Below are 23,372 nucleotides of genomic sequence, written 5' to 3' on the forward strand. Positions count from 1 at the left end.
CGTTTTACTTTTTATTTTTTCAGAAGCACCGCACAGGCAGACATATCTTCCATAGCAGGAATAACAAGCTGATTACCGGTTACAGCAACGCCATCTGCATTAAATCTGGCTGCAATTGTAAAACCTTCGGGGATGTCAATCGCGATAGATGCGCAGGCATCATCAAAGGCGTGACAAACTGCTAAAATTTCCGAATCGGTTTTGCGTACCACCACCTGCGTGCCTGTAGGATATCTGGTGTTTTTTCCGCGATTACCGTGAATACGGCTTTGACCGTCGCAAATAACATTTTCGCATTTTTTATAAAAATCAATTGCTTTTTGCACAATTTCCAATTGCCAGGGCGCCAACACATCAATCTGACCTGACAAACAAATTCGTCCAAGGAAAGTTGCCGCAAGAGAATAGCAAAGGCGTTTTGCGCTGTCATCGGTATGCAGTACCGCCCAAATCAGAGACTGTTGCGGTAACATAAGGTTATGAAGTGAGGCCGCGATATACGGAATTTCCACCGCTTCATGCGCATCCGAAAAAGACGAAACCGCAGATATACCCATCATGGAAGGTTCTAGTCTGTGACCGCCCGAAGCACAATTTTCAATAACCAAATCAGGAATTTCCTGTTTCATTCGTTTAAAGAAATCTTTAACGCATTCTAAATGCTGACGCAAACCCTCTGCACCCGATTCCGCACCGTCCACCTCGTGACCGATGTTTGCGTTATAATCAACCTTGATATAGCCAAAATCATTGTCTTTGAGCATTTTGATAACCTTTTCATAAAGGTATTCCTGCACATCTTTCCGTCTGAAATCCCAGTAAGAACGGGTTGTATGGTTTTTTATCACCTTGCCGTTATGCGTAAGATGCATGTGGTCATACTCAGGTAAAAACATTTTTGAGCCTCTGGTCGTTACTTCAAATTCAAACCAGACACCGGGAATCATGCCCATTTCGCGAATGGTTTTGTTCATAGCTTTCATATCCGGGAAAATATTTTTGTCAATGGGCCATTCACCGTTGCCGCTCTGCTCCTGACCTTCCACACACCAGCCGGCATCAATGACCGCATACTTTACACCAAGGTCCTTTAAATTCTTACAATAAGAGAGCATTTTTTCCTGCGTTGGTCTGCCCCATGTGGTGCAGTATTCATTAAATGCAGGTGCAAGTCCCTTTTCGCCATATGCACGCCAGGCAGGCTTTTGCATATCACAAAGAGCACTGCAGGCATCATATATATCACCCTGCACGGCACAAATATAAGCAGTAGGTGCCTTAAAGCTTTCTCCCGTTTTTATACATTTGCTCCAACCGCAGAAATTATAATCACCCAGTCCGCCTGAGAAAGAAAAGCTGTCCTGCATACGACCAAGCTCCATCTGCCAGCTTGCATTATGCGCCAGTTGTGCGCCCCACAAAACACCGGCTTTACGGTCTTCAACCACAGCGGTCGGGAAATAGCGATGAACAGGATAACTGCCTAAGCTCCCGAACCGTTCTACCGGATTGTTATAGCTTGCCCAGCTTTTTTCCAAGCCCAACTCTTCAACTGACTGACAGCTGTGCTTTCCCTCCAGGCTCCAGCCGCCGTAAAAGCGATGCAAGTAATATCGGTTCGGGCCGTCATCTTTCGCATAAGGACCTAAATTGTCAAGCGTAAAGGAGGATAACATATCCAGATTCACATCTTCACCCGTCTCGTTAAAAAACTCCGTTTCACAAACAAAGCCTTTCAACCCTTCGATAAAAGTAAGCGTATGTAACACCTGATATCCGTTTTCACTTTTTAAGGTTGTAATAATTTTTGTTTGTTCATCATCTTTTTCAACCGTCTGTGCATCGAATTTCAATTTTTTCGAATTCATGTCTTCTCGCATAGTAAAGCCGGGAAAACTCAGCGAATCACCTTCTACATGATAATATACAAGATTTCCCAAATTCCAGTTACGGTTATACCGAGCACGGAAATCAAAGCTTTTATCCCATTCCCAGGGATTCTGTACCATATCCTCCGTCCCTTTCGGAATCAGTATCATATTTACATTTTGCTCGTCATTGATAAGGTAATGCACCAGTACATTTCCTAAAGTGTACGACTTAAGCTCCATTTAGTTTCTCCCCTTTACTTTTGTTTTTTATATTCTACCATATAGAAAATAAGATGTCAATGTAAAGGATGAAAACAAAACATATTCTTCCTTTTTAATCTGCACCAAAATAAACAGGGCATCCTAACGGATGCCTTCTTACTTTACTTTTTCATTTTTACTTTTATTTTTATGGGAAACTCTGCGTCTCGTTATCCCACGAACGTCCCGGGCGTTACCGTGGGATTGCCTTACTCGAGACTTCACAGTCCGAATCACCTCTCGCGGTGTTTCGGCTGCTCCGACGAACACGCTTCGCATGTTCTCTTCCCTTTTTAACCTGTACCAAAATAAACAGGGCATCCTAACGGATGCATTCTTGCTTTCCTTTTTTTCATTTTTACTTTTATTTTTACGGGAAACTCTGCGTCTCGTTATCCCACGAACGCCCCGGGCGTTACCGTGGGATTGCCTTACTCGAGACTTCACAGTCCGAAACACCTCTCGCGGTGTTTCGGCTGCTCCGACGAACACGCTTCGCATGTTCTCTTTCCTTTTTAACCTGCACCAAAATAAACAGAGCATCCGTTAGGATGCCCTGTTTATTTTGGTGCAGGTGGTGGGAATCGAACCCACACGGTATCACTACCACAGGATTTTGAGTCCAGCGCGTCTGCCAGTTCCACCACACCTGCATTTCGAACAAGATATATAATAACACTTTTTGCTCGATTTGTCAATAGTTTTTTTGAAAAAATTCAAGTTTTTTGCTTATTTTAAAAAGTCTGCATCATCTGCAATATCTGCTAACATATCTAAGTACTCTGCGCCGTCTTTTAGTTGCAAAATACGATACGCAATCTGCCGTACGCACTCTGAAAAAAGCGGTTCGAGTTGCTCGGGCTGTAAGCTTCTTGCAAGCGGACACATCCCTTTTGCACGAGGATCCATGATAATCTGAAGCTTTTCTCCTTTATGTCTGTAAGGCAACAACGGGAAAATACGACACGCAAGCGGACGCAATGCACGGTCACACTGTCCTTTACAAAGCATCAGTTTCGCAACACCTGTTTCTCCGTATTCACAGTTTGAATCAATTACCTCTGCAAACGACACATCTTTTAATAGCTGTTCTTCCCCCGGAAAAAGCAGCATACCTGCCGGCTCGTCACTGTCCTTACAACAAATGCCGTCACACAAAACTCCGCAATCCTTTTTTAAAGGTGTTACGTCCTGCAACAACGCATAAAGCGGTTCATAAAATTCTTTTGCTGTCATATTACACCCGCTTTTTCAAAATTACGCAGGACCAATCGCCCTCTTCTTTTTCGGACACCACATAAAAGCCTTTTTCGGTTACAACATCCACCACTTCTTTGCAACGCTCGCTGATGATACCCGAAATAATCAAAGTGCCGTCATCCTTTACAAAATCGCCAAAATGCGGACTCATAGCCTTTAAAACATCTGCAACGATGTTTGCCACAACCAAATCATATTTTTGTACACAAAGCTCTTTTTTTAAGTTTGCATCCGAAATAACATTCCCACAGTATGCTTTAAAAATATCTTCCGGAATTTTGTTTTGCAAAAGATTCTCTTTGGCAACCCGAACGGAGTTTAAGTCGATATCCACCATAGTTAAATCGGTTGCGCCCAAAAGATACGCCCCAATGGACAAAATACCGCTGCCACAACCTAAATCCAGCACAGAATCGTTATTTTTTACGATACCTTCCATATTTTCGAGACAAAGCTTTGTGGTCTCGTGTGTACCCGTACCGAAGCTGGAACCTGGATCGATTTCCAAAATTTTGCGATTTTCTTTGTTGTCCACTTCTTCCCAGGTTGGCTTAATCAAAAGCTTTTCACCCACATTAAAAGGCTTGAAGAATTTTTTCCAGTTGTTTTCCCAATCCTCTTCGCAAACGTTGTTCACGGTAAGAGCAAGTGTGCCATAGCTGTCGCCAAGCTCTTTTAAACCTTGCTTTAAACCGGTAAACATTTCTGCACCCTGCGCATTTTCGGGAATGTACAAAATCACACGGGTTTCGCCTTCTTTCAAATGCATCAGGCTTTCATCCACATAATCCCAGTAGGTTTGCGTACCTTCTAAAAATTCGTTAAAATCCTCGGGATTTTCAATCTGAATTCCATTAATGCCCAGATTCAACAAAAGACCGGTAATCGGCTCAATGCCTTCTTTATTGGTGGAAATCTTAACTTCAGTCCAGTTCATTTCTTAATCCTCTCTATTTAAACAGTTCCTTCACTTTATCCATAAAGCTTTTCTTATTGGCAAAATTTTCGTCCTTATCCAGCGATGCAAACTCTTTCAAAAGATCTTTTTGCTTTCCGCTCAAATTGCGTGGCACTTCAATTACAACGGTAAAATAATGTTCACCTGTGCCGAACGCTTTCTTGATACCTTTGTTTTTAATACAGAAGCGCGTTCCGGTTTGTGTACCCTCGGGTATTTTATAGGTTTGCTTGCCGTGAATGGTCGGCACTTCGATATCACCGCCCAAAGCCGCTTCTGTAAATGTAATGGGAACTTCACAGAACACATCTGCACCCTTGCGCTTAAAAATGGGATGCGGTTTAATACGGATGCCGATTAAAAGATCGCCATACGGTCCGCCATTGGCACCTGCATTACCAAATCCGCGCTTTTGCAGATACTGACCGTGGTCAATACCCTGCGGAATATCCAGCTTGATTTTCTTATTTTTCTGTGCAACACCTCTGCCGTTACATACACTACAGGGTGTTTTAATAATTTTACCCTTACCGCCGCAACGGGTACAGGGACGCGAGGTCATCATATTACCAAGCATAGTACGCTGTACCTGCTTAACCTGACCGGTACCGCGACATTCGGAGCAGGTTTCGGGCGAAGTGCCTTTTGCCGCACCACTGCCGCTACACTCACCGCACATTTCTATGCGTTTAAAGGAAAGCTCCTTCATCACACCGAAAGCGGCTTCTTCAAAAGAGATTTCCGCTTCAATTTCGATATCACTGCCCTGACGGGGTGCATTACTGCGTGCCGATGACGAAGAAAAACCGCCACCGAAAATATTTTCAAAGATGTCACCCATGTCACCGAATCCGCCAAAACCACCGAATCCGCCACCAAAGCCTGCACCTCCACCCATATTCGGGTCAACACCTGCGTGACCGAACTGGTCATAGCGACTTTTCTTTTCGGGGTCAGACAGCACTTCATAAGCCTCGTTAGCTTCTTTAAATTTGGCTTCCGCCTCTTTGTCACCGGGATTCATGTCCGGATGATATTTTTTTGCCATGGAGCGATAGGCTTTTTTGATGGTTGCTTCGTCTGCACCCTTCTGAATGCCTAAAACCTCATAATAATCTCGTTTGTCTGCCATATTCTATCCTCTCGAAAGTGGGTAAAGCAGAGCGAAACCGCTCTGCTTTGCCTTATGAAATTTATTGTTTATTCGTCATCCATTACTTCGCCCTGGGCTTCGTTTGTACCGGGCTGACCTTCTGCCCCGTTGGGGTTTGCCTGCTGGTAAAGCTTTGCGGAAATTTCATAGAATTCTTTCTGCAATTCTTCAGTAGCTGCTTTGATTGCATCATTATCGGTGCCGGAAAGGGCTGTTTTTACCTTTTCGCAAGCTGCTTTTACTTTAGAAGTATCTTCTTCCGAAACCTTGTCTTTGAGTTCTTCCAGAGCCTTTTCGGACTGATATACCAAAGCATCTGCCTGGTTGCGGATTTCGATACCCTCTTTTCTCTTCTTATCTTCTTCTGCAAACTTTTCAGCTTCTTTTACAGCCTTGTCGATATCTTCATCCGAAAGGTTGGTGCTTGCAGTAATGGTAATTTTCTGTTCCTGACCTGTACCTAAGTCTTTCGCAGATACGTTTACGATACCGTTTGCGTCAATATCAAAGGTAACTTCAATCTGCGGAACACCGCGGGGTGCCGGTGCAATACCGGTAAGCTGGAATCTGCCCAAGGTTTTGTTATCCTGCGCCATTTCTCTTTCACCCTGCAGAACATGGATATCTACAGAGGTCTGGCTGTCTGCCGCAGTAGAGAAAATCTGACTCTTCTTGGTCGGGATGGTGGTATTTCTTTCAATCAGCTTTGTGCAAACGCCACCTAAGGTTTCGATACCCAAAGAAAGCGGAGTTACGTCGAGAAGCAATAAGCCTTTAACGTCGCCACCTAATACACCTGCCTGAATTGCAGCACCCATAGCTACACATTCATCGGGATTTACGCCTTTATGAGGTTCTTTACCCATAATATTCTTAACAGCTTCCTGAACAGCCGGGATTCTGGAAGAACCGCCAACTAAGATAACCTTGCTGATTTCGCTTGCAGAAAGACCGGAATCGGAAAGTGCTTTTCTGGTAGGTTCCATAGTTGCCGCAACCAAATCTGCGGTTAATTCGTCAAATTTTGCACGGGTAATGGTCACATCCAAATGCTTCGGACCGGTTGCATCTGCAGAAATATAAGGCAGATTGATGTTGGAAGACATTGCAGAGGAAAGCTCGATTTTTGCTTTTTCTGCCGCATCTTTCAAGCGCTGTGCCGCCATTTTGTCGTTTCTTAAATCCAGACCGTTTTCCTTCTTGAATTCTTCTGCCATGTAATCGATTAAGCGCTTATCAAAGTCATCGCCGCCTAAGTGGTTGTTACCGCAGGTTGCTTTAACTTCGAATACACCGTCGTCAATTTCCAGGATAGATACGTCGAATGTACCGCCGCCTAAGTCATAAACCATAATGTTTTCGGACTGTTCTTTATCCAGACCGTAAGCAAGTGCTGCAGCAGTAGGTTCGTTGATGATACGAAGTACTTCAAGACCTGCGATTTTACCTGCATCCTTGGTTGCCTGACGCTGTGCATCTGAAAAATATGCAGGAACGGTAATAACTGCCTGCGTTACGGTTTCGCCCAGATAGCTTTCTGCATCTGCTTTAAGCTTTTGCAGTACCATTGCAGAAATTTCCTGAGGTGTGTAATTTTTGTCGTCAATTGCAACCTTTCTATCAGAGCCCATGTCTCTCTTGATGGAGATAATCGTTCTGTCGGGGTTTGTGATAGACTGACGCTTTGCCACTTCACCCACAAGACGTTCGCCTTCTTTTGTGAATGCAACAACCGAAGGGGTTGTTCTTGCGCCTTCTGCGTTGGTGATAACAGCGGTGTCGCCACCTTCCATAACTGCAACGCAGGAGTTTGTTGTACCTAAGTCAATACCAATAATCTTTGCCATAATTTATTCCTTCCTTTCAAATAAAAAGCTTAGTTTGCTACTTTTACCATGCTGGGACGAATCACTTTATCCCCACACATATATCCCTTTAAGAAGTCCTCTGCAACCACATTTTCTCCAAAGGAATCATCCTCTATGTGCATAACTGCATTGTGGATGTTCGGATCAAAGGGCTGACCAACGGCTTCAATCGGCTTTACACCTAATTTTTCAAACACATCGTAAAGCTGTTTTGCAATCATGCGAATGCCTTCTCCGTCTTTGGAATCTTCCGGCATTGCCGCAACCGCACGGTCAAAATTATCCACAACGGGGAGCAATTCCTCCACCGCCGCAATTAAACCGTTTTTATAGGATGCCTGCATTTCCTTGGTGGTTCTTTTCTTGTAGTTGTCAAAATCAGCCATCAGACGAATGTATTTATCCTGCCAGTCATTCTGAACAGGCGCTTCCGCTTCTTCTGCCGGTGCAGTTGTTTCTTCTACAACTTCTTCCTGCACATCTTCTTTCTTCTTCGCCATATTCACACTTCCTCTCATGTTTTATCCGGATTCTCATCCGTAATTTCAAGCATTTTCTGATTCAGCATCGCGGTAGTATTTTTGATCACCGACACAGCCTTTTTGTAATCCATACGCACAGGACCGATAATACCGATAATGCCTTCCATGCTGTCACCGATTTTATATCGGGAGGTAATGATAGAGCAATCGGAGAATCCGTCCTCTGCGTTATCTGAACCGATACGGATGTTGATGTCATCATTCGCGCTTTGAATGGCACTTACGGTGCGCATCACATCTTTTCGGTCATTTACTGCATTTAAAAACCGTTTTACACGGTTTAAATCCGAATACTCGGGGAAATTTAACATGTTGGTGGTACCGTCCATGTAAACCTCTGTATCCTCGCTGTCTTTCACGCAGGCACGCATGAAATCAATAATCGGAAACAGCAATTCCATTTCAAGTCCCGTTTCTTCGGAAATTGCATACAAATTGTCAACCGTTATGCTGTTAAAGGGAACATTGGCAAATGCACGGTTTAACATTTTTTCCATCAATGCAATTTTCTCTTCGGTTACGGGCGAAAGAAACTGAATCTTTTTATCCCGCACAACGCCCTGGTTAGTGATGACCACCACAAGACACCAATGCAAATCAATTCCGATTAAACGAAGCTGTTTTAAGCTTCCCGATGTTAAGGTCGGTGCCGAAATCACCGCCGTGTAGTTGGTAAGCTTGGATAAAACCTGTGTGGTTTTTGCAATCACCTTTTCCAGATAATCCATTTTCATTTCCAATGTGTTTCGAAGGGTGTTGATTTCCTCTAACGTCAGACTGTACTGGGTCATCAGTTCATCCACATAGTAGCGATACCCAATCAAGGAAGGTACTCGCCCGGCAGAGGTGTGCGGCTGTTTTAAAAATCCCATGTCCTCTAAGTCTGCCATCTCATTACGGATGGTTGCAGGACTTAAACCTAAATCACATTTTTTTACGATAGTTCTTGAACCTACAGGCTCGGCGGTATCAATATAGTCATCAATAATCGCCTGCAGAATTTTTCGTTTTCTGTCATCAATGCTTCCCATACGATACCTCCTCTTTTTGTTAGCACTCACCAACAAGGAGTGCTAACATCTGATAATAGATTACCACTAATTTTTCCATTTGTCAATAGTTTTTTGAAAATTTTTTGACTTTTTCTGACTTTTAAAAAATACAGCTTCCGAAGAAGCTGCATTTTTAGTTTTCCAAAGGTGGTAAGTTATGTATAACCGCCATTAAATCCGAAAGCTTGTTTGTTTTTTTTACGGCTTTTAACAGTCGTTTATCCTCGGGATAGTTTAAAACTACCGACATCATAATTTCTTTTAATTTGTGCATGGTAAACGTATCTGATTTTAAGACACTGTTATATGCTGTACATAGCTGTTCCAAAAACACAATGAGTTCTGTATTGCTTAAGCTTTTCCCGTTTTTGATTTCACGGAAAAGTGCAGGATTCTGCACAGCTCCCCTGCCAATCATGACACCTTTTAAATTTGGAAAGCGGTTACAAATGTGTATGTAATCCGCTTTGGTTCGTACATCTCCGTTGTAACAAAGCGGATTTACGCTGTTTTCATAAAACATCCGAAAGGTTTCCATATCCGGTGTGCCTTTATAAAAATTCTCCCGCACCCTGGGATGCACAATCAGCATGGATATAGGATAACGGTTGTAAATTGTCAATAACGCTTCCGCTTCCTCTGCTGAAGAAAAACCGATTCTGGTCTTTACAGAAATGGGAATCGGACAAGCAGAAAACACCGCATCCAAAAAACGGTCCAATTCATCCCTTCGCCTTAAAAAGCCTGCCCCACGGTTTTTGCTGACCACCGTTCCTGAGGGACAGCCTAAATTCAGATTAATTTCCCGGTATCCGATTTCCTGAAGCTTTTCCGCAAGACTGAGAAACGGCTTTGGTTGATTACAAAGAATCTGTACCGCAATGGGAGCTTCATTTTCTTCGGGCAGAACGTCTTTAATCAGCTTTGAAGTTATCTTATCTTCCGCACCGGGATTAATAAAAGGGGCATAATACAGGTCTGCTTCACCAAACATATTAAAATGCGTATTTCTGTATATTCTGGTGGTAATTCCTTCCAAAGGTGCAAAATACAGCTCCATAAACAATCCTCTCTTGACTTTTTTCTATATTATTTGTATAATGATTTTAGCACATCCGATGCACTTTGTCAAACGAGGAGGGTTAAAGAATGCACCCGGATTTACAAAAAGCAATCGGGCAACTGAAAGCCGAAAACTACACATGCGTGTTTTGCAAAGGCAACACCGTTTATACGAGTTACGACCGGGGCATCGCACCGCTTCTTAAACAATACGAAAAGAACACCCTGCTTTCTGATTTTTATGTTGCAGACAAGGTTGTGGGAAAAGGTGCTGCATTTATGTATGTGCTTTTAGGCATACGGGAGCTGTATGCCGAGATTTTAAGCGAAAGTGCGAAAGCGGTTTTGACAGAATACGGCATCCCTGTATATGCCAGGTCGGTTGTTAATCGCATACTGAATCGGGAGAAAACCGGATTTTGTCCCATTGAAAGTGCGGTTTTACAAATAACTGACCCAACCGAAGCACTTTTTGCCATCCAACAAACATTAAAGGAGCTAAAAAAATGATTTACAAACCTTTTAAAGACATAAATCTTTCCATGCTGGGCTTAGGGTGTATGCGTCTGCCCGGTGGTGGTCGTTTTACCGGTGAAATCGACATGGAGAAAACTGCCGAAATGGTTGACTACGCCTTAAAAAACGGCTTGAATTACTTTGACACCGCCTGGGGTTATCACAGTCATCAGTCCGAAATTGCAATAGGTGAAATTTTAAAGAAATATCCCAGAAACAGCTTTTATCTTGCCACCAAGTTCCCGGGCTTCACTTTAGAAAATGTGGAAAAGAAAGAAGAAATCTTTGAAGAGCAGATGAAAAAACTGCAGACCGATTATGTGGATTTTTATTTATTCCACTGCCTGTCCGGTTCGAATGTAGAGTTGTATACCGACCCAAAATACGGCCTGATGGACTACATCTTAGAGCAAAAGAAAAAGGGACGAATCCGCTACATCGGTGTTTCGGTTCATGCTTCTTTAGAGGATTTGACCCGTTTTTTAGATACCCATGCACCACACATTGATTTTTGCCAACTGCAGCTCAATTGGCTGGACTGGGACTATCAGGATGCAAAAGCAAAGGTAGAACTTTTAAACAAACGCAACATTCCCATATGGGTTATGGAGCCGGTTCGTGGCGGAAAGCTTGCTTCTCTCCCTGAAACGCACGAAAAAGTACTAAAAGCATTACATCCCGAATGGAGCATACCTGCCTGGTCGTTCCGTTACCTGCAATCCATACCGGGTGTATCGGTGGTGCTTTCGGGCATGTCTGACATGGAACAGCTTAAAGACAATATGGAAACCTTTTCATCTGAGCGTCCGCTGAACGAAAAAGAAATGTCCGTGCTGTACACCATTGCAAACGATTTGTTAAACACCGTGCCGTGTACCGCCTGTCGGTATTGTACCGATGTCTGTCCTTCGCAGATTGACATTCCCGAAATGATTAAAATCTATAACAATCAGATTTTTAACAAGGGCTGTATTCCGCAGGATGCCCTGAAAGATATCCCAAAAGAAAACCAGCCTGCCTCCTGCATTACCTGTCGCTCCTGTGAAGCACTTTGCCCGCAGGAAATCAAAATTTCAGAAGTCATGCAGGATTTTGTTCAAAAAACAGAAGCATAAAAAACCAGCATGTCCGTAAAGGACATGCTGGTTTATTCTTTTTGGTTATTCGCAATCCAAATCGATTTTAAGTTCTTCGCCACAGTTGGGGCAAGAAATCGGTGCGTCATCATCTAAGAGGCTACCGTCTACATACACTTCTTCACCGCAGGAATCGCAGGTGAATTCGTATACATCCTCATCGTTGAAATCTTCATCGTCATACTCTTCGTCGTATTCGTCATCATCGTCGTCATAACAGAATTCTTCCAAATCGCCGAGATCCTGATCGATTTCGTCAACCTTGCTGTCCAGTTCATCAATATAAGCTTCCAGCTCATCAATGCGTTCAGCCATTTCGTCAATCAAATCAACTAATTTTAAAATCAATTTTGTTTCTTTCTTGTCCGCATCAAGTTCCATGCCTTCTGCAAGACCCAAGATATAGGATGCGCCTTCTTTTAAAGTGTTCATTTCATACCCTTCCCTTCTGTAATGTTTTTAAAATCAATTATGCTCTTTCCATGTATTCACCGGTTCTGGTGTCTACGCGAATCATTTCGTTTTCTTCAATAAAGAGCGGTACGTTAATCACTGCACCGGTTTCGAGTGTAGCGGGCTTGGTTGCGCCTGTTGCTGTATCACCTTTGAAGCCGGGTTCGGTTTCAGTTACCAAAAGTTCTACAAATGTAGGCGGTTCAATACCGAACACAGAGCCTTTGTAAGAAAGGATTTTGCAAATCATTTCTTCTTTAACAAATTTCAAAGCATCGCCGATGCTGTCTGCGGAAATCGGAACCATATCAAAGGTTTCCTGATCCATGAAATAATAAAGATCACCATCAGAATAAGAATACTGCATATCCTTTCTTTCGATGTGTGCTTTTTCCAGTTTTTCTGTGGGACGGAATGTTTTTTCAATAACACCGCCGGTGATTACGTTTTTGAGCTTGGTTCTTACAAACGCTGCACCTTTACCGGGTTTAACATGCTGGAATTCTACAATCTGAAATACGTTACCTTCCATTTCGAAAGTAATGCCATTTCTGAAATCGCCTGCTGAAATCATATTTAATACCTCCAAATATATTTATATTAATATCATACAACAAAATGGAAAAAATAGCAAGTGTTTTTGCGAATTTTTTAAAGAATTATCAATTCTTTATCGGATTTTTGCAGTGAATCACATCCATTGTCCCGCAAAACCACCGTATTTTCAATTCGGACACCGAATTTTTCGGGCAAATAGATACCGGGTTCAATGGTAACGACCTGATTTGCTTTAAGCACCGTATCCCGATTTGGTGCAAGATTCGGAAACTCATGAATCTCAAGTCCTACCCCGTGACCGGTACTATGTACAAAATACTGTCCGTATTCGGCATCTACAATAATCTTTCGTGCAATCTCATCTGCCTCACCGGCTGTCATACCGGGCTTTACGGTCCTTTCCAAGGTATCCTGCGCCCGAAGCACAATATCGTACACCCACTCCATTTCATCCGAAAGATAGCCAACCGCAACCGTCCTTGTCATATCCGAGCAGTAACCGTTATATACAGCACCGAAATCCATGGTCAGAAATTCGCCCTCCTGCACGGTTTTAGCGGTAGGAACGCCATGGGGCAAGGAAGTGTTTTTACCTGAAATGCAAATGGTATCAAATGACGGTTTTTCCGCACCGAAGCATGCCATTTTATAATTCAGATATGCCGCAATTTCCTGCTCGCTCTGACCGGGTCGGATAAAATTCAAAGTCTCCTGATACGCCTTTTCTGCAATGGATGCCGCCTGTCTTAATGCTTCAACCTCGGCTTCCTCTTTAACAGAACGAAGCTCCGCAAAAGGAATATCTGAGGGCATCAGCTCTATCTCAAGCTTTTTAGCACCAAGATAGGTTTTGTGTACCAGATGCGCTTCCTGAAAAAACAAAGGACAATTTAAATGTTTAACCTCTTTCCAGAATCCGCGGATATCACAGATTTCAAATGAAGGTGCTTCTCTTTGTGCATTCTCTGTATATCTGCCATCGGTATAAATACGCCTGATACTTTCCGATAGCAAGACATAGCCTTCTCCCGAGAAGGATGCGTAATAACGCATATCCGCAGGGTCGGAAAGCATGATAACTGCCTTTTCGGGAAGCCTGCTCAATAAATTCTGTATCCTCATTTGCCCATCGCTCCTAAAATAGACTGATAGGTCAAAGCATCCACATCCTGCATGCCCGGAGATTCACAAATGATAACCGGCTCTAAATTCCGCTTTAAAATCAGTTCTGCGAAAGGGTCAAACGTAGGACCAAAGCTTTCATCCTCGTAAGGAATATGGCATTTCTCGCCACCTGCCGTAAAGGCAATACGGGTAAAATGCACATGAAATTTTCTCGCCTTTTCTTCGCCCAGCACATTATGGATTTTATTTACAATGTTCTCAAAATCCGAAAACGCATTAAGGCTTCCCATTTCTCTGGCATTCACATGTCCAAAATCAATACAGGGCACAAAATTCTCGCTGACCTTGCACATTTCAAGCACCTCGTCAACCGTTCCCAGCTGATTGATTTTCCCCATAGTTTCGGGGCAGATATGAATGTCATCTAAATGCATATCTTTTGCCGCATCATAGGCTCTTTTCAAGGTATCGCATGCAAGCGAAAGCGCCTCTTCTCTGCTCATTTTACTGCAGGAGCCTGCATGCACCACAATACGCTTTGCACCACAGAATTTTGCCGCCTCCAGGGTTTTTAGAATGTAATTGATGCTGTTGTCCCGTTTTTCGGATTCTACAGAAGACAGGCTGATATAGTAAGGCGAATGGATGCTCATATAAATGTCATTTTCTTTCGCCTTTTCGCCCAACTCTTCTGCTGTCTTTTGTGTTATTTTAACACCTTTGGAGCATTGGTATTCATAAGCAGAAAGCCCGATTTCCTTCAGCCAACCGGGCATTTCTATGCTTTTCTTTTTTCCGCTGGTATAAAAATTGTCCGGGTTACCGGATGTACCGAATCGTACCATTTGATTATCCTCTCTTATAGACAATATTTTCCAATATCCGCTTGAATTTTACAAATTTCCCTTCTTTATCACAAACGGGGTCCACAAGTACTGCGCACATATGCATACGGTTTGCACCCCACACATCGGTAAAAATCTGGTCACCGATTACAGCCACCTCTTCGGGCTTTACCTGTAGTTTTTCGAGGGCAAGCAAAAAAGGCTTTTTGGCAGGCTTATTGCCGTCACAAATAAAATCCACCGGAAAAGAATCTGCAAATTTTTTTGCACGCGCATAGATGTTATTGGATACAATACAAATTTTAAATTTTGTCTGCATTTTATCCACAAAAGCTTTAGCGCGCGCATCACAAACCGGCGTATGCGGCGGCACTAAAGTATTGTCAATGTCTAAAATCAGGGCTTTGATGCCTTTCTCCTGCAACACAGACACATCTATGTCTTCTATGGTTTTGTAATACAGAGTGGGTTTGAATTTTCGCACTTTTGCACCTCTTAAGTACTATTTTTGACTATTATAACATATTTATAAACAAAAAACAACCTTTTTGAAAGGATTTACTATGTTTGAAATTTGGGGAACCTTTAAAAGAGATGACCGACGCAACGAAAGACTGTTCCGATATTTTACAAAAACCTTTTTTCAGGAGGATATGCTTCCGCTTGTCCCGCCCTGCTTTTCGTCATGGGCATCTTATATCGAAAAAACAGATAAAATCATTGTTACATTCCGTCATTTCAGATACCAAAACGCCCCTTATGTTACCTTGCAACAGCTTCAGGCGGTTCTTAAGGACTTTGACTCAGTAAAAGAAAAAACACTCATTGAATTATCTCCCATGGCAGAGGATTTTAATCTGGATAAAGGGTTCTCCATTCCCATGAACGGAAACCAGGCAGTTTTAAAAGCTTCTTTAAAAGGTGCTCCGATATTCTATGATCCGCTCACGGCTTGCGCCTATTTTACATACAAAGCAGACGAAACGCATCTTGTGTGGCTGGAAAACACCAGAAGCATTGCCGAAAAACACAATCTGATTAAAAAGAACGGTTTTAGCGGTATTTACTGGCGATATCCTTACGCTCTGCCCGAGGGAAACTGGGAATCCATGTACGAAATCTACGAAAAAAGAACAAGATGCTGAGTATATCAGCATCTTGCAGGATTTCATTATCTGAATTTTCTTTTTCTTGCAGCCTCGGATTTCTTCTTTCTTTTTACGCTGGGCTTTTCATAGTGTTCTCTTTTTCTGATTTCAGAAAGAACACCTGCTTTTGCACACTGACGTTTAAATCTGCGAAGAGCGCTATCCAAAGACTCATTATCCTTAATTTTAACCTCAGACATTATTTTCCCTCCCTCCGCTTTACAAGCCGTCCTTTCGAACGGACATAACTACATCGTAAAAGAATTACTTAGATATTATACAACATATTTTGCGGTATGTCAAGAGGATTTTGCAAAATAATTAAATCATTTTTTCGGTAAGTTTCACACCGCCAATGATATGGAAGTGCAAATGACGTACAGTCTGACCGCCATCCTCACCGCAATTGTTGATAACCCGGAAGCCTTTTTCCGCAACGCCTGCTTTTTCTGCAATCTCACGGATTTTGGTCCAGATATATCCTAAAATTTCCGCATCTTCTGCTTCAATCGCATCCGCACCTGCAATGTGCTTTTTCGGAATCACCAGAATATGCACAGGTGCTACAGGATTGATATCGTTAAATGCTAAAATCTTATCGTCCTCATAAACCACCGAGGACGGTATTTCTTTATTTGCAATTTTACAAAAGAGACAGTTTTCCATTTGTCATCTGCTCCCCCTTTCTTATTTTGCGATTTGTTTTGCAACAATTTCGTCGACAACAGCAAGTGCATCATCAACCTTCTCCAGAACCTTACCACCACCGCGTGCAGAATCAGGCTTACCGCCACCACTACCGCCTGCAATTGCAGTAATTTCTTTCATAATCATGCCGGCATGTGCACCAAGTGCAATCGCTTCTTTGTTTGCAAGGCTCACAAAGCTGATTTTGTCATCCATATGATTTGCAAGGACAATCACACCCGGATTCTTCATTTTATCTTTCAGCTGGTCGCCTGTAACACGGAGTTCGTCCATTGTGCCTTCTCCAAGATCTGCTGTTACAACACGGATATCTCCAACAACTTTTGCGCCAACCAATAAATTATCAGTCATGCCTTTTGCAAGTTTTTCCCGGAACGTATCAATCTTCTTCTGTAATTCCTTACCTTCCGCAACAACAGATGCCGCTTTCAGATCAATTTCAGCGGGATTTGCTTTCAGCTGTTCTGCAGTACGCTGAATGAGTGCTTCTTTTTCCTTGAGGTAATCCAAAACCGCCTTGGATGTTACCGCTTCAATACGGCGGACACCTGCAGAAACGCCATTTTCAGAAAGCAATTTAAATAAGCCGATTTCGCTGGTGTTATTTACATGACAGCCACCGCAGAATTCGATAGAATAATCAGACATGGATACAACACGAACCACTTCGCCGTATTTTTCACCAAACAGTGCCTTTGCACCTGTTTTCTTTGCTTCTTCAATAGACATTTCCTGCTTTAACACAGGGATTGCTTCTAAGATTTTTTCATTGACAATTTGTTCTGCTTTTGCAATTTCTTCCGCTGTCATCGCAGTAAAGTGCGAGAAGTCAAAGCGGAGTCTGTCTGCAGATACAAACGAACCTGCCTGTGCAACATGATCGCCCAACACATCACGCAATGCCTGCTGCAGAAGATGGGTTGCAGAGTGATTACAGATGATTGCTTTTCTGTTTGCAGTATCAACCGCCATAACAATCTTGTCATCCACTTTAATTTCTTCTTTTGCTTCAATTTCATGCATGTAGTAGCCGTCACCGGTTTTAGTGGTGTTTACAACCTTTGCAATTTCCTTGCCGTCTTTAAGCACCACACCAATATCGCCTACCTGACCGCCCATTTCTGCATAGAAAGAGGTGCTGTCCACAACTAAGAAACCGTTTTCACCGGCAGAAATTACCTGTGCAACCTCCTGCTCTTTTACAATACCCTTAACGGTTGCATTGCAGGACAATTCTTCATAGCCACAGAACACGGTAGGCTCTGCATTTTCAAAAGTATAGGTTGCGTCCGCATCCCAGCTCGAACCGTCTGCACGTGCATCACGCGCAGCTTTTTTCTGTGCATCCATAGCCGAATTAAAGCCGTCTACATCCACAGAAAGGCCTTTTTCTTCTGCCATTTCAATGGTCAGATCCAGCGGGAAGCCGTAGGTATCATGCAGTTTAAATGCCTGGTCGCCGGTAAGTGCCTTGCCGCCTGCGTTCTTTACTTCTTCAATATACTGATTCAGAACGATAAGACCGTTATCGATGGTTGCATCGAAGCGTTCTTCTTCTTTCTGAATGATTTTGGTGATATACTCTTTCTTTTCTTCCAGTTCGGGATAAGCGGATTTAGAGGTTTCAATCACGGTTTCCGCAACCTCAAACAGGAACTGCTTGTTGATGTTTAATAACTTTCCGTGACGTGCCGCACGACGGAGCAAACGACGGAGTACATAGCCTCTGCCCTCGTTGGAAGGGATAACGCCGTCAGATACCATCATAACAGTAGAACGGATGTGGTCGGTAATAACACGGAGCGAAATATCCTTCTTTTCATCCGTTTTATATTCCACGCCTGCAATTTTAGAGATGTGCTTCATAACATCCTGCACGGTGTCTACCTCAAAAAGGTTGTCCACACCCTGCATAACAACTGCTAAACGCTCTAAGCCCATACCTGTATCAATGTTGGGATGCTCTAAAGGATTGTAGTTTCCGTCTTCATCTTTATCGAACTGGGTAAACACCAGATTCCATACTTCCATAAAGCGGTCACATTCACAGCCTACGCCACAATCGGGAGAACCGCAACCGTAGCTTTCACCGCGGTCAAAATAGATTTCAGAGCAAGGACCGCATGGACCTGTACCGTGTTCCCAGAAGTTATCAGCTTTGCCGAGACGTACAATACGTTCGGGCGCAACGCCCACTTCCTTGGTCCAGATTTCAAATGCTTCGTCATCCTCTTCATAAATAGAGCACCAAAGCTTATCTGTCGGAATTTCCAGAACCTTTGTAAAGAATTCCCATGCCCAGGCAGTTGCTTCTCTCTTGAAGTAATCGCCAAAGGAAAAGTCGCCCAGCATTTCAAAATAGGTGCCGTGACGGGCAGTTTTACCTACATTTTCAATATCACCGGTACGGATACATTTCTGGCAGGTGGTTACTCTTTTACGGGGCGGAACCTCCGCACCGGTAAACCAAGCCTTCATGGGAGCCATACCCGAGTTAATCAAAAGTAAGCTTGCGTCATTTTTCGGAATCAGCGGAAAAGACGGCAAACGTAAATGGTCCTTGGTTTCAAAGAAAGCAAGGAATTTTTCTCTTAATTCATTCAAGCCCATATACTGCATAATTTCATCTCCAAAACTAATTATAAATTATCTATAGTATTATATCACATTACCACTTAGAAAGCAAATGTTTTTTTATTTTTTCTTTTCCTTTGCAAAAAGAAGTACGCAAGTCTCTTCATTTCCGTTTTTAAGCTCTACCCAAATGCCGTTATCGGTGATTTTCCGGCACATTTTAATGGTTTCGTCCGGCAAAAGCGCCTTTCTGTAAGTAATCTGCAGTTCGTTCACTTCAAAATCTTCGGGCAGAAGCTCCATGGCAACCTCCGCAGACTTTACGTTATTCATGTGATTGTTGGTATCCAGATCTCTCTTTTCAACACGCGTCTCCGAAAGCATCTGTACATCCTTTTCGGGACGGAGCTTGATAAAAGGCAATTCGTTATCCTCCTCCTGAACCGATTCATAATTCTTAAAAATCTGTTCAGGCACCAAAATCACCCGCATGCGCTCAGTATCTACCGTAAACCAGTCTGCAGTTGCAATGCTTTTTAACTCTCTGTCCTGCCAGATTTCAGACTTTCTTGCAGAGGAAAATTTGTGAATGTTCATAATGCCCGTTTTAACCAGAATCGGCTTTGTGGCATCCAGTGGCTTTAAGAAACGAATTCGCCAGCCCTGCAAAAGCCATGCAATATGCAAAGAATAAAGCGCTTCTAATGTATATCCCTTTGTATCCGAATGATAAATTGCCACATCCTGCAATATATCCATCACAGAGCTTAAACGAATCTGTCCGTTTTTATCAATATCGCTGTAACGAAAGGTATATTCTCGTTCTATCATAAAAGTCTCCTTACTTTACGGTTATCTCACCCACCTTATAATATGCACCGCTTCGTTTGGCATCGGAAGCAAAATACACCACAGGAATGTCCTGATTAAATATACCGATTTCAATAGCATATGTGCCTTTTTTCATGTTCTCAGGTAAAACAAAAGTGGCTTTTTCCGCATTTTTACCGGGCATCCACTTTGTGATGTCCACATCATTTTCCAATGGGTATTCCTTCTCACCATCAATAAAACGAATATGCAAAGGAAGCTTTCTGTAAATAGGAGCAACACCTACATTATCAATACCAAGCTTTAATGTAATCTCGTCCCCCGCTTCTGCTTCACCAGGGAATTTAAAGTAATCAATGACATAGTGATATCCCATTTTGCTTACCCAGTAATCAATTTTGTCCTTCCATTCAAAAGGAATGGGAATGGATTTCGCATTAAACGAGCTGATATGCCACCCTAAGGTCATTTGAATCACTTCATCAATGTCCCAACCCTTACGTTGCCATTCGCAAAGCCACCAAAAGGCTTCAAAGGAAATGGGCGCCGATTTCCAGGCATCCGGGAACTGTTCCAACTGTTTGCCGTACACTTCATGTAAATGATACGGATTACCTAAGCCGTCTCCGCGCAAGCCCACCGGCACAACCTTGCTGGCACGCTTGGCAATTCCAGGCTTTGTGAGCTGTCCGATAAGTCTTGTTTCTTTAAACACTTCAGTATGCATGTCAAACAGATTTTCAATGTCTTCTTCGGGATAAAGCTCTAAGTTGTGTCCCTCTCCCCAGGAGCCGGGAAGAGAAATATCCATGGTATCTAAAACAGGATTGCTGTCAAACTTTTCGCCAAACGCGCGCACCGCCTTTGTGAAATACTGTAAAAATTTCGGATCGGTTGGTGAATCCTTTACGCGCTTGCCCTTAGGTCTTGCAGGACACGGAATGATTTCTTTCAACCAATCCGGCACATCATCAATATCACGGGTACTGTGTGCCATCAAACGGAACGCAACCGTTTGATTATGCGCCTTTGCCGTATCTAAAATATCCTGCACAAACTGATAATTATATTTCCCCTGCTCCGGTTCAAATTCTTTCCAAAGAATACGGATGTACACGATAGAGGTGTCAGGATAATATCCCTCTTCTCTGCCGTTTTCCGGCACCCATTCGGGAATTGGGTAACATTCCACATCCTCGGTTTCACACATATTGTTCTCAGGCTTTACCACAATATCAGAGTACAGTTTTTCACCTCTGAAATGCTGAAAACTGCAAAAACCGATATAGGGATTTTGTTCCTCTTCTTTTTTGTACGCAAAATAATTGGTTTTAGTTGTCTCTCTTAACATTGTTTTCGCCTCCCGATAGTTATATAGTCAGTATACCACAATATGGAAAAAAAGTCAAAAAAAACATTGGGTTTTAACCCAATGTTTTTGTATCCAGTATTACAACCTGATGATTTTCAAGCTTTGGTAGCGTATAAGAAACCGTATCACCATTTTGCACAAATGAAATTTTTTCTTTTTGCGGTACGGTGTACACCGCTTGAATCTTCTTATCTCCCACTTTAACGCTTACATCCACATTGTAAACAGGCAGAATTTCTTCTACAATTTCAATGCCGTCACCGCGCTTAATGGGCGATGCATACAAAAGATGATTTCTGAAAAATGTACCGCAATCTACTAAAGTGGTAATGCCTTTGGATGGAAGATTGGTCTGCACGCGCTTATTATCGCCAAGCAGACGATTTAAGGCGAAATGCACAATTTCCTTTGCAATCAGTGCGCCATGCACCGCATATTCTTCAAAGATGTTCCACGGAATAACAATACCGTCTTTTCCCTCTACAACGCCTGCACCGTAGCTTTCGCCTGAAGACGGCGAATGACGGTGTGAACAGAAATGTTCACAGGTTCTGTTAAAGAACGGCTTGATATGCCCTGCAAGTTCTTCACCACCGGCAAGCTCAATTTTCTGTGATTGACTGTAAATGACATAGTCGGTTTTATATAAGGTTTTCAAATCTTCTTTTACACGCAGGTAGTCGGGGTTGTATTCCGATTCACATATATATTTCGCACCAAAATCAAGTGCATATGCCGTTTTTTCTTTGTTCACGCCCGAGATACCCGTCGCAAGCACTTTACCGCCGTTGGCTGTAAATTCTTTTAATTTTGCAGCAAGTTTTTCGTCCAGCAAAATGGTGTCAGGTAAAATAACCACCTTGTATTTGGAGAGGTCCGTGTCGGTATCTGCTACATCAAAAAGGTATTGCCCTTCCAGCAAAATACGTCCTGCACCGGAATTTCCGTTGAAATTTCTGCCGATTTTATCAAAATCGGGATGATCATAGTATTCCATAACCGCTTCCTGGGATAAAAGAGCAATTTCAGAACAGAATTCCCCTTCCTGAAGCCAGGGCTCAATTGCTTCCACTTCGGCATAAGCTTCACCTATAGTTTTATATGTTGCTTCGTCCATTTCGCCCGAGGGATGCAACTGATCGCCCACCGAAACACAGGCACCGTTTGCAATAGAAAGTGCCGCTTCAAACCGAAGTGCATTCGGATGTTTAAAACCACCAAACTCACCCCAGGATTTATGGAATTTGCCTGTCATTCCCAGATAATCCATACCGAGAATTCTTGCATAAGCGGCAGACAACGGAAAATGGTCATACCCCCAACCGCCGGTAGGCAAGCTTTCCAGTTCCAGATGTGTATTCATTTCTGCAATGTACCGCTTACCTGCTGTAATGTGTCCTGCATTATGGAACACGGGATGCCCCGGTTTTACTGCATCTATCGTTTCACGCACACGACGGGTGTAATTTGCGTATACTTCTTCAGCAAGCGCCTGTGCTTTTTCTTCATCCTCTACTGCCCAACCCCGTTCCTGCATAGTTTGCAGACAGCTTTTGCAGTAGCATTTATGTACGCCCACAATATCTAAGAAAATACCGTCTCCGTCATAACGCTGAAGCACTTCAGTAATCTGGTCAAGCAACGTATCTAAATAAGGCGTATTCATACATAGTCTGTGATAGTGCGGGAAAGAAAAGTCCGGCTCGGTATCCGGAATTCCCAATGCAATTTCATCCTTATGAGAAACTGCATACTTTTCATCCAGCCCTGCAGACAAATAGATAGGTGTTTTTACACCGATTTCCTTTGCCGCTTCAATCTCGGCGCCCAACAAATCAAATTTTAAATGCGGATGGGTTTGATTGGCGTTGGACGGATGGTATGCCCAGCCGTGATGACACTTAGAAAAAATCGTAATGGAATCCACATGTCCTGTTTTAAGCATTTTTTGAAAATTTTCTTTAGAAAATTTCACACCAATATTTTCTATATGTTCCGAGGTGTGAAAATCCAGATGTACTTGTCTTTTGCGCATAATAAACATCTCCCATTTTTCATGTTACTGTTATTGTAACACAA

The 23,372-nt window shown here is 42.8% G+C and carries 22 protein-coding genes and 1 tRNA gene; 3 read left to right on the plus strand and 20 right to left on the minus strand.

The genetic code is table 11. From position 1 onward, the window contains the following. Nucleotides 1–11: 11 nt before the first annotated feature. From IJE10_05580 to IJE10_05620, 9 genes are all read right to left on the minus strand, one after another. Nucleotides 12–2,111, minus strand: a complete 2,100-nt coding sequence (locus IJE10_05580) for an alpha-galactosidase (GenBank protein MBQ2967571.1) — start codon at nt 2,109–2,111, stop codon at nt 12–14. Nucleotides 2,112–2,698: 587 nt separating this feature from the next. Further along, a tRNA-Leu gene (locus tag IJE10_05585) sits at nt 2,699–2,785 on the minus strand. Between the two features lie 76 nt (nt 2,786–2,861). Then, nucleotides 2,862–3,368: a hypothetical protein gene (locus IJE10_05590; protein ID MBQ2967572.1), complete on the minus strand. Its 507-nt coding sequence runs from the start codon at nt 3,366–3,368 to the stop codon at nt 2,862–2,864. Nucleotide 3,369: 1 nt separating this feature from the next. After that, a complete protein-coding gene (gene prmA, locus IJE10_05595) occupies nt 3,370–4,329 on the minus strand; it encodes a 50S ribosomal protein L11 methyltransferase (protein ID MBQ2967573.1) in 960 nt (319 codons plus the stop codon). Between the two features lie 13 nt (nt 4,330–4,342). Then, nucleotides 4,343–5,482, minus strand: coding sequence for a molecular chaperone DnaJ (dnaJ, locus tag IJE10_05600; GenBank protein ID MBQ2967574.1), 1,140 nt, complete (start codon nt 5,480–5,482; stop codon nt 4,343–4,345). Nucleotides 5,483–5,550: 68 nt separating this feature from the next. Beyond that, complete coding sequence (dnaK, locus tag IJE10_05605; GenBank protein MBQ2967575.1) at nt 5,551–7,350, minus strand: molecular chaperone DnaK; 1,800 nt, start codon at nt 7,348–7,350, stop codon at nt 5,551–5,553. 29 nt (nt 7,351–7,379) lie between these two features. After that, nucleotides 7,380–7,889: a nucleotide exchange factor GrpE gene (gene grpE, locus IJE10_05610; GenBank protein ID MBQ2967576.1), complete on the minus strand. Its 510-nt coding sequence runs from the start codon at nt 7,887–7,889 to the stop codon at nt 7,380–7,382. Further along, entirely contained in the window at nt 7,886–8,944 is a 1,059-nt protein-coding gene (hrcA, locus tag IJE10_05615; protein MBQ2967577.1) for a heat-inducible transcription repressor HrcA, read from the minus strand. The genes grpE and hrcA overlap by 4 nt, the downstream gene beginning before the upstream one ends. A 154-nt stretch (nt 8,945–9,098) precedes the next feature. Then, nucleotides 9,099–10,025: a tRNA-dihydrouridine synthase family protein gene (locus tag IJE10_05620; protein ID MBQ2967578.1), complete on the minus strand. Its 927-nt coding sequence runs from the start codon at nt 10,023–10,025 to the stop codon at nt 9,099–9,101. Between the two features lie 89 nt (nt 10,026–10,114). Here IJE10_05620 and IJE10_05625 point away from each other — a divergent pair, with 89 nt between their 5' ends. Continuing rightward, nucleotides 10,115–10,537: a DUF1893 domain-containing protein gene (locus IJE10_05625; protein MBQ2967579.1), complete on the plus strand. Its 423-nt coding sequence runs from the start codon at nt 10,115–10,117 to the stop codon at nt 10,535–10,537. Continuing rightward, the gene (locus IJE10_05630) at nt 10,534–11,658 is read left to right on the plus strand and encodes an aldo/keto reductase (protein ID MBQ2967580.1); all 1,125 of its coding nucleotides are present in this window, start codon (nt 10,534–10,536) and stop codon (nt 11,656–11,658) included. Before IJE10_05625 ends, IJE10_05630 begins: the two co-directional genes overlap by 4 nt. 45 nt (nt 11,659–11,703) lie before the next feature. Here the strand turns inward: IJE10_05630 and IJE10_05635 are convergent, their stop codons facing one another. From IJE10_05635 to IJE10_05655, 5 genes are all read right to left on the minus strand, one after another. Beyond that, nucleotides 11,704–12,111, minus strand: coding sequence for a hypothetical protein (locus tag IJE10_05635; protein MBQ2967581.1), 408 nt, complete (start codon nt 12,109–12,111; stop codon nt 11,704–11,706). Between the two features lie 37 nt (nt 12,112–12,148). After that, the gene (efp, locus tag IJE10_05640; protein ID MBQ2967582.1) at nt 12,149–12,706 is read right to left on the minus strand and encodes an elongation factor P; all 558 of its coding nucleotides are present in this window, start codon (nt 12,704–12,706) and stop codon (nt 12,149–12,151) included. A gap of 77 nt (nt 12,707–12,783) precedes the next feature. After that, nucleotides 12,784–13,812: an aminopeptidase P family protein gene (locus tag IJE10_05645; GenBank protein ID MBQ2967583.1), complete on the minus strand. Its 1,029-nt coding sequence runs from the start codon at nt 13,810–13,812 to the stop codon at nt 12,784–12,786. Next, nucleotides 13,809–14,660, minus strand: a complete 852-nt coding sequence (locus IJE10_05650) for a TIM barrel protein (GenBank protein ID MBQ2967584.1) — start codon at nt 14,658–14,660, stop codon at nt 13,809–13,811. The genes IJE10_05645 and IJE10_05650 overlap by 4 nt, the downstream gene beginning before the upstream one ends. A gap of 4 nt (nt 14,661–14,664) precedes the next feature. Continuing rightward, nucleotides 14,665–15,144 carry a YqeG family HAD IIIA-type phosphatase gene (locus IJE10_05655; GenBank protein MBQ2967585.1) on the minus strand — a complete coding sequence of 160 codons (480 nt, stop codon included), beginning with the start codon at nt 15,142–15,144 and terminating at the stop codon, nt 14,665–14,667. Between the two features lie 79 nt (nt 15,145–15,223). Between IJE10_05655 and IJE10_05660 the strand changes: the two genes are divergently transcribed. Then, nucleotides 15,224–15,805, plus strand: a complete 582-nt coding sequence (locus IJE10_05660) for a hypothetical protein (protein MBQ2967586.1) — start codon at nt 15,224–15,226, stop codon at nt 15,803–15,805. Between the two features lie 26 nt (nt 15,806–15,831). On the opposite strand, the gene IJE10_05665 is transcribed toward IJE10_05660, so the two are convergent. From IJE10_05665 to IJE10_05690, 6 genes are all read right to left on the minus strand, one after another. Further along, nucleotides 15,832–16,008 carry a 30S ribosomal protein S21 gene (locus IJE10_05665; protein ID MBQ2967587.1) on the minus strand — a complete coding sequence of 59 codons (177 nt, stop codon included), beginning with the start codon at nt 16,006–16,008 and terminating at the stop codon, nt 15,832–15,834. Nucleotides 16,009–16,129: 121 nt separating this feature from the next. Continuing rightward, entirely contained in the window at nt 16,130–16,474 is a 345-nt protein-coding gene (locus IJE10_05670) for a histidine triad nucleotide-binding protein (protein ID MBQ2967588.1), read from the minus strand. Nucleotides 16,475–16,495: 21 nt separating this feature from the next. Next, complete coding sequence (alaS, locus tag IJE10_05675) at nt 16,496–19,135, minus strand: alanine--tRNA ligase (protein ID MBQ2967589.1); 2,640 nt, start codon at nt 19,133–19,135, stop codon at nt 16,496–16,498. Nucleotides 19,136–19,210: 75 nt separating this feature from the next. After that, nucleotides 19,211–19,921, minus strand: a complete 711-nt coding sequence (locus IJE10_05680) for a hypothetical protein (protein MBQ2967590.1) — start codon at nt 19,919–19,921, stop codon at nt 19,211–19,213. A 10-nt stretch (nt 19,922–19,931) separates the two neighbouring features. After that, nucleotides 19,932–21,272 carry a DUF4832 domain-containing protein gene (locus IJE10_05685; GenBank protein MBQ2967591.1) on the minus strand — a complete coding sequence of 447 codons (1,341 nt, stop codon included), beginning with the start codon at nt 21,270–21,272 and terminating at the stop codon, nt 19,932–19,934. 73 nt (nt 21,273–21,345) lie between these two features. Continuing rightward, a complete protein-coding gene (locus IJE10_05690; GenBank protein ID MBQ2967592.1) occupies nt 21,346–23,328 on the minus strand; it encodes a beta-galactosidase trimerization domain-containing protein in 1,983 nt (660 codons plus the stop codon). Between the last annotated feature and the right edge of the window lie 44 nt (nt 23,329–23,372).

The organism is Clostridia bacterium, from assembly GCA_017410375.1.
In the GTDB taxonomy this organism is placed as follows: domain Bacteria; phylum Bacillota; class Clostridia; order RGIG6154; family RGIG6154; genus RGIG6154.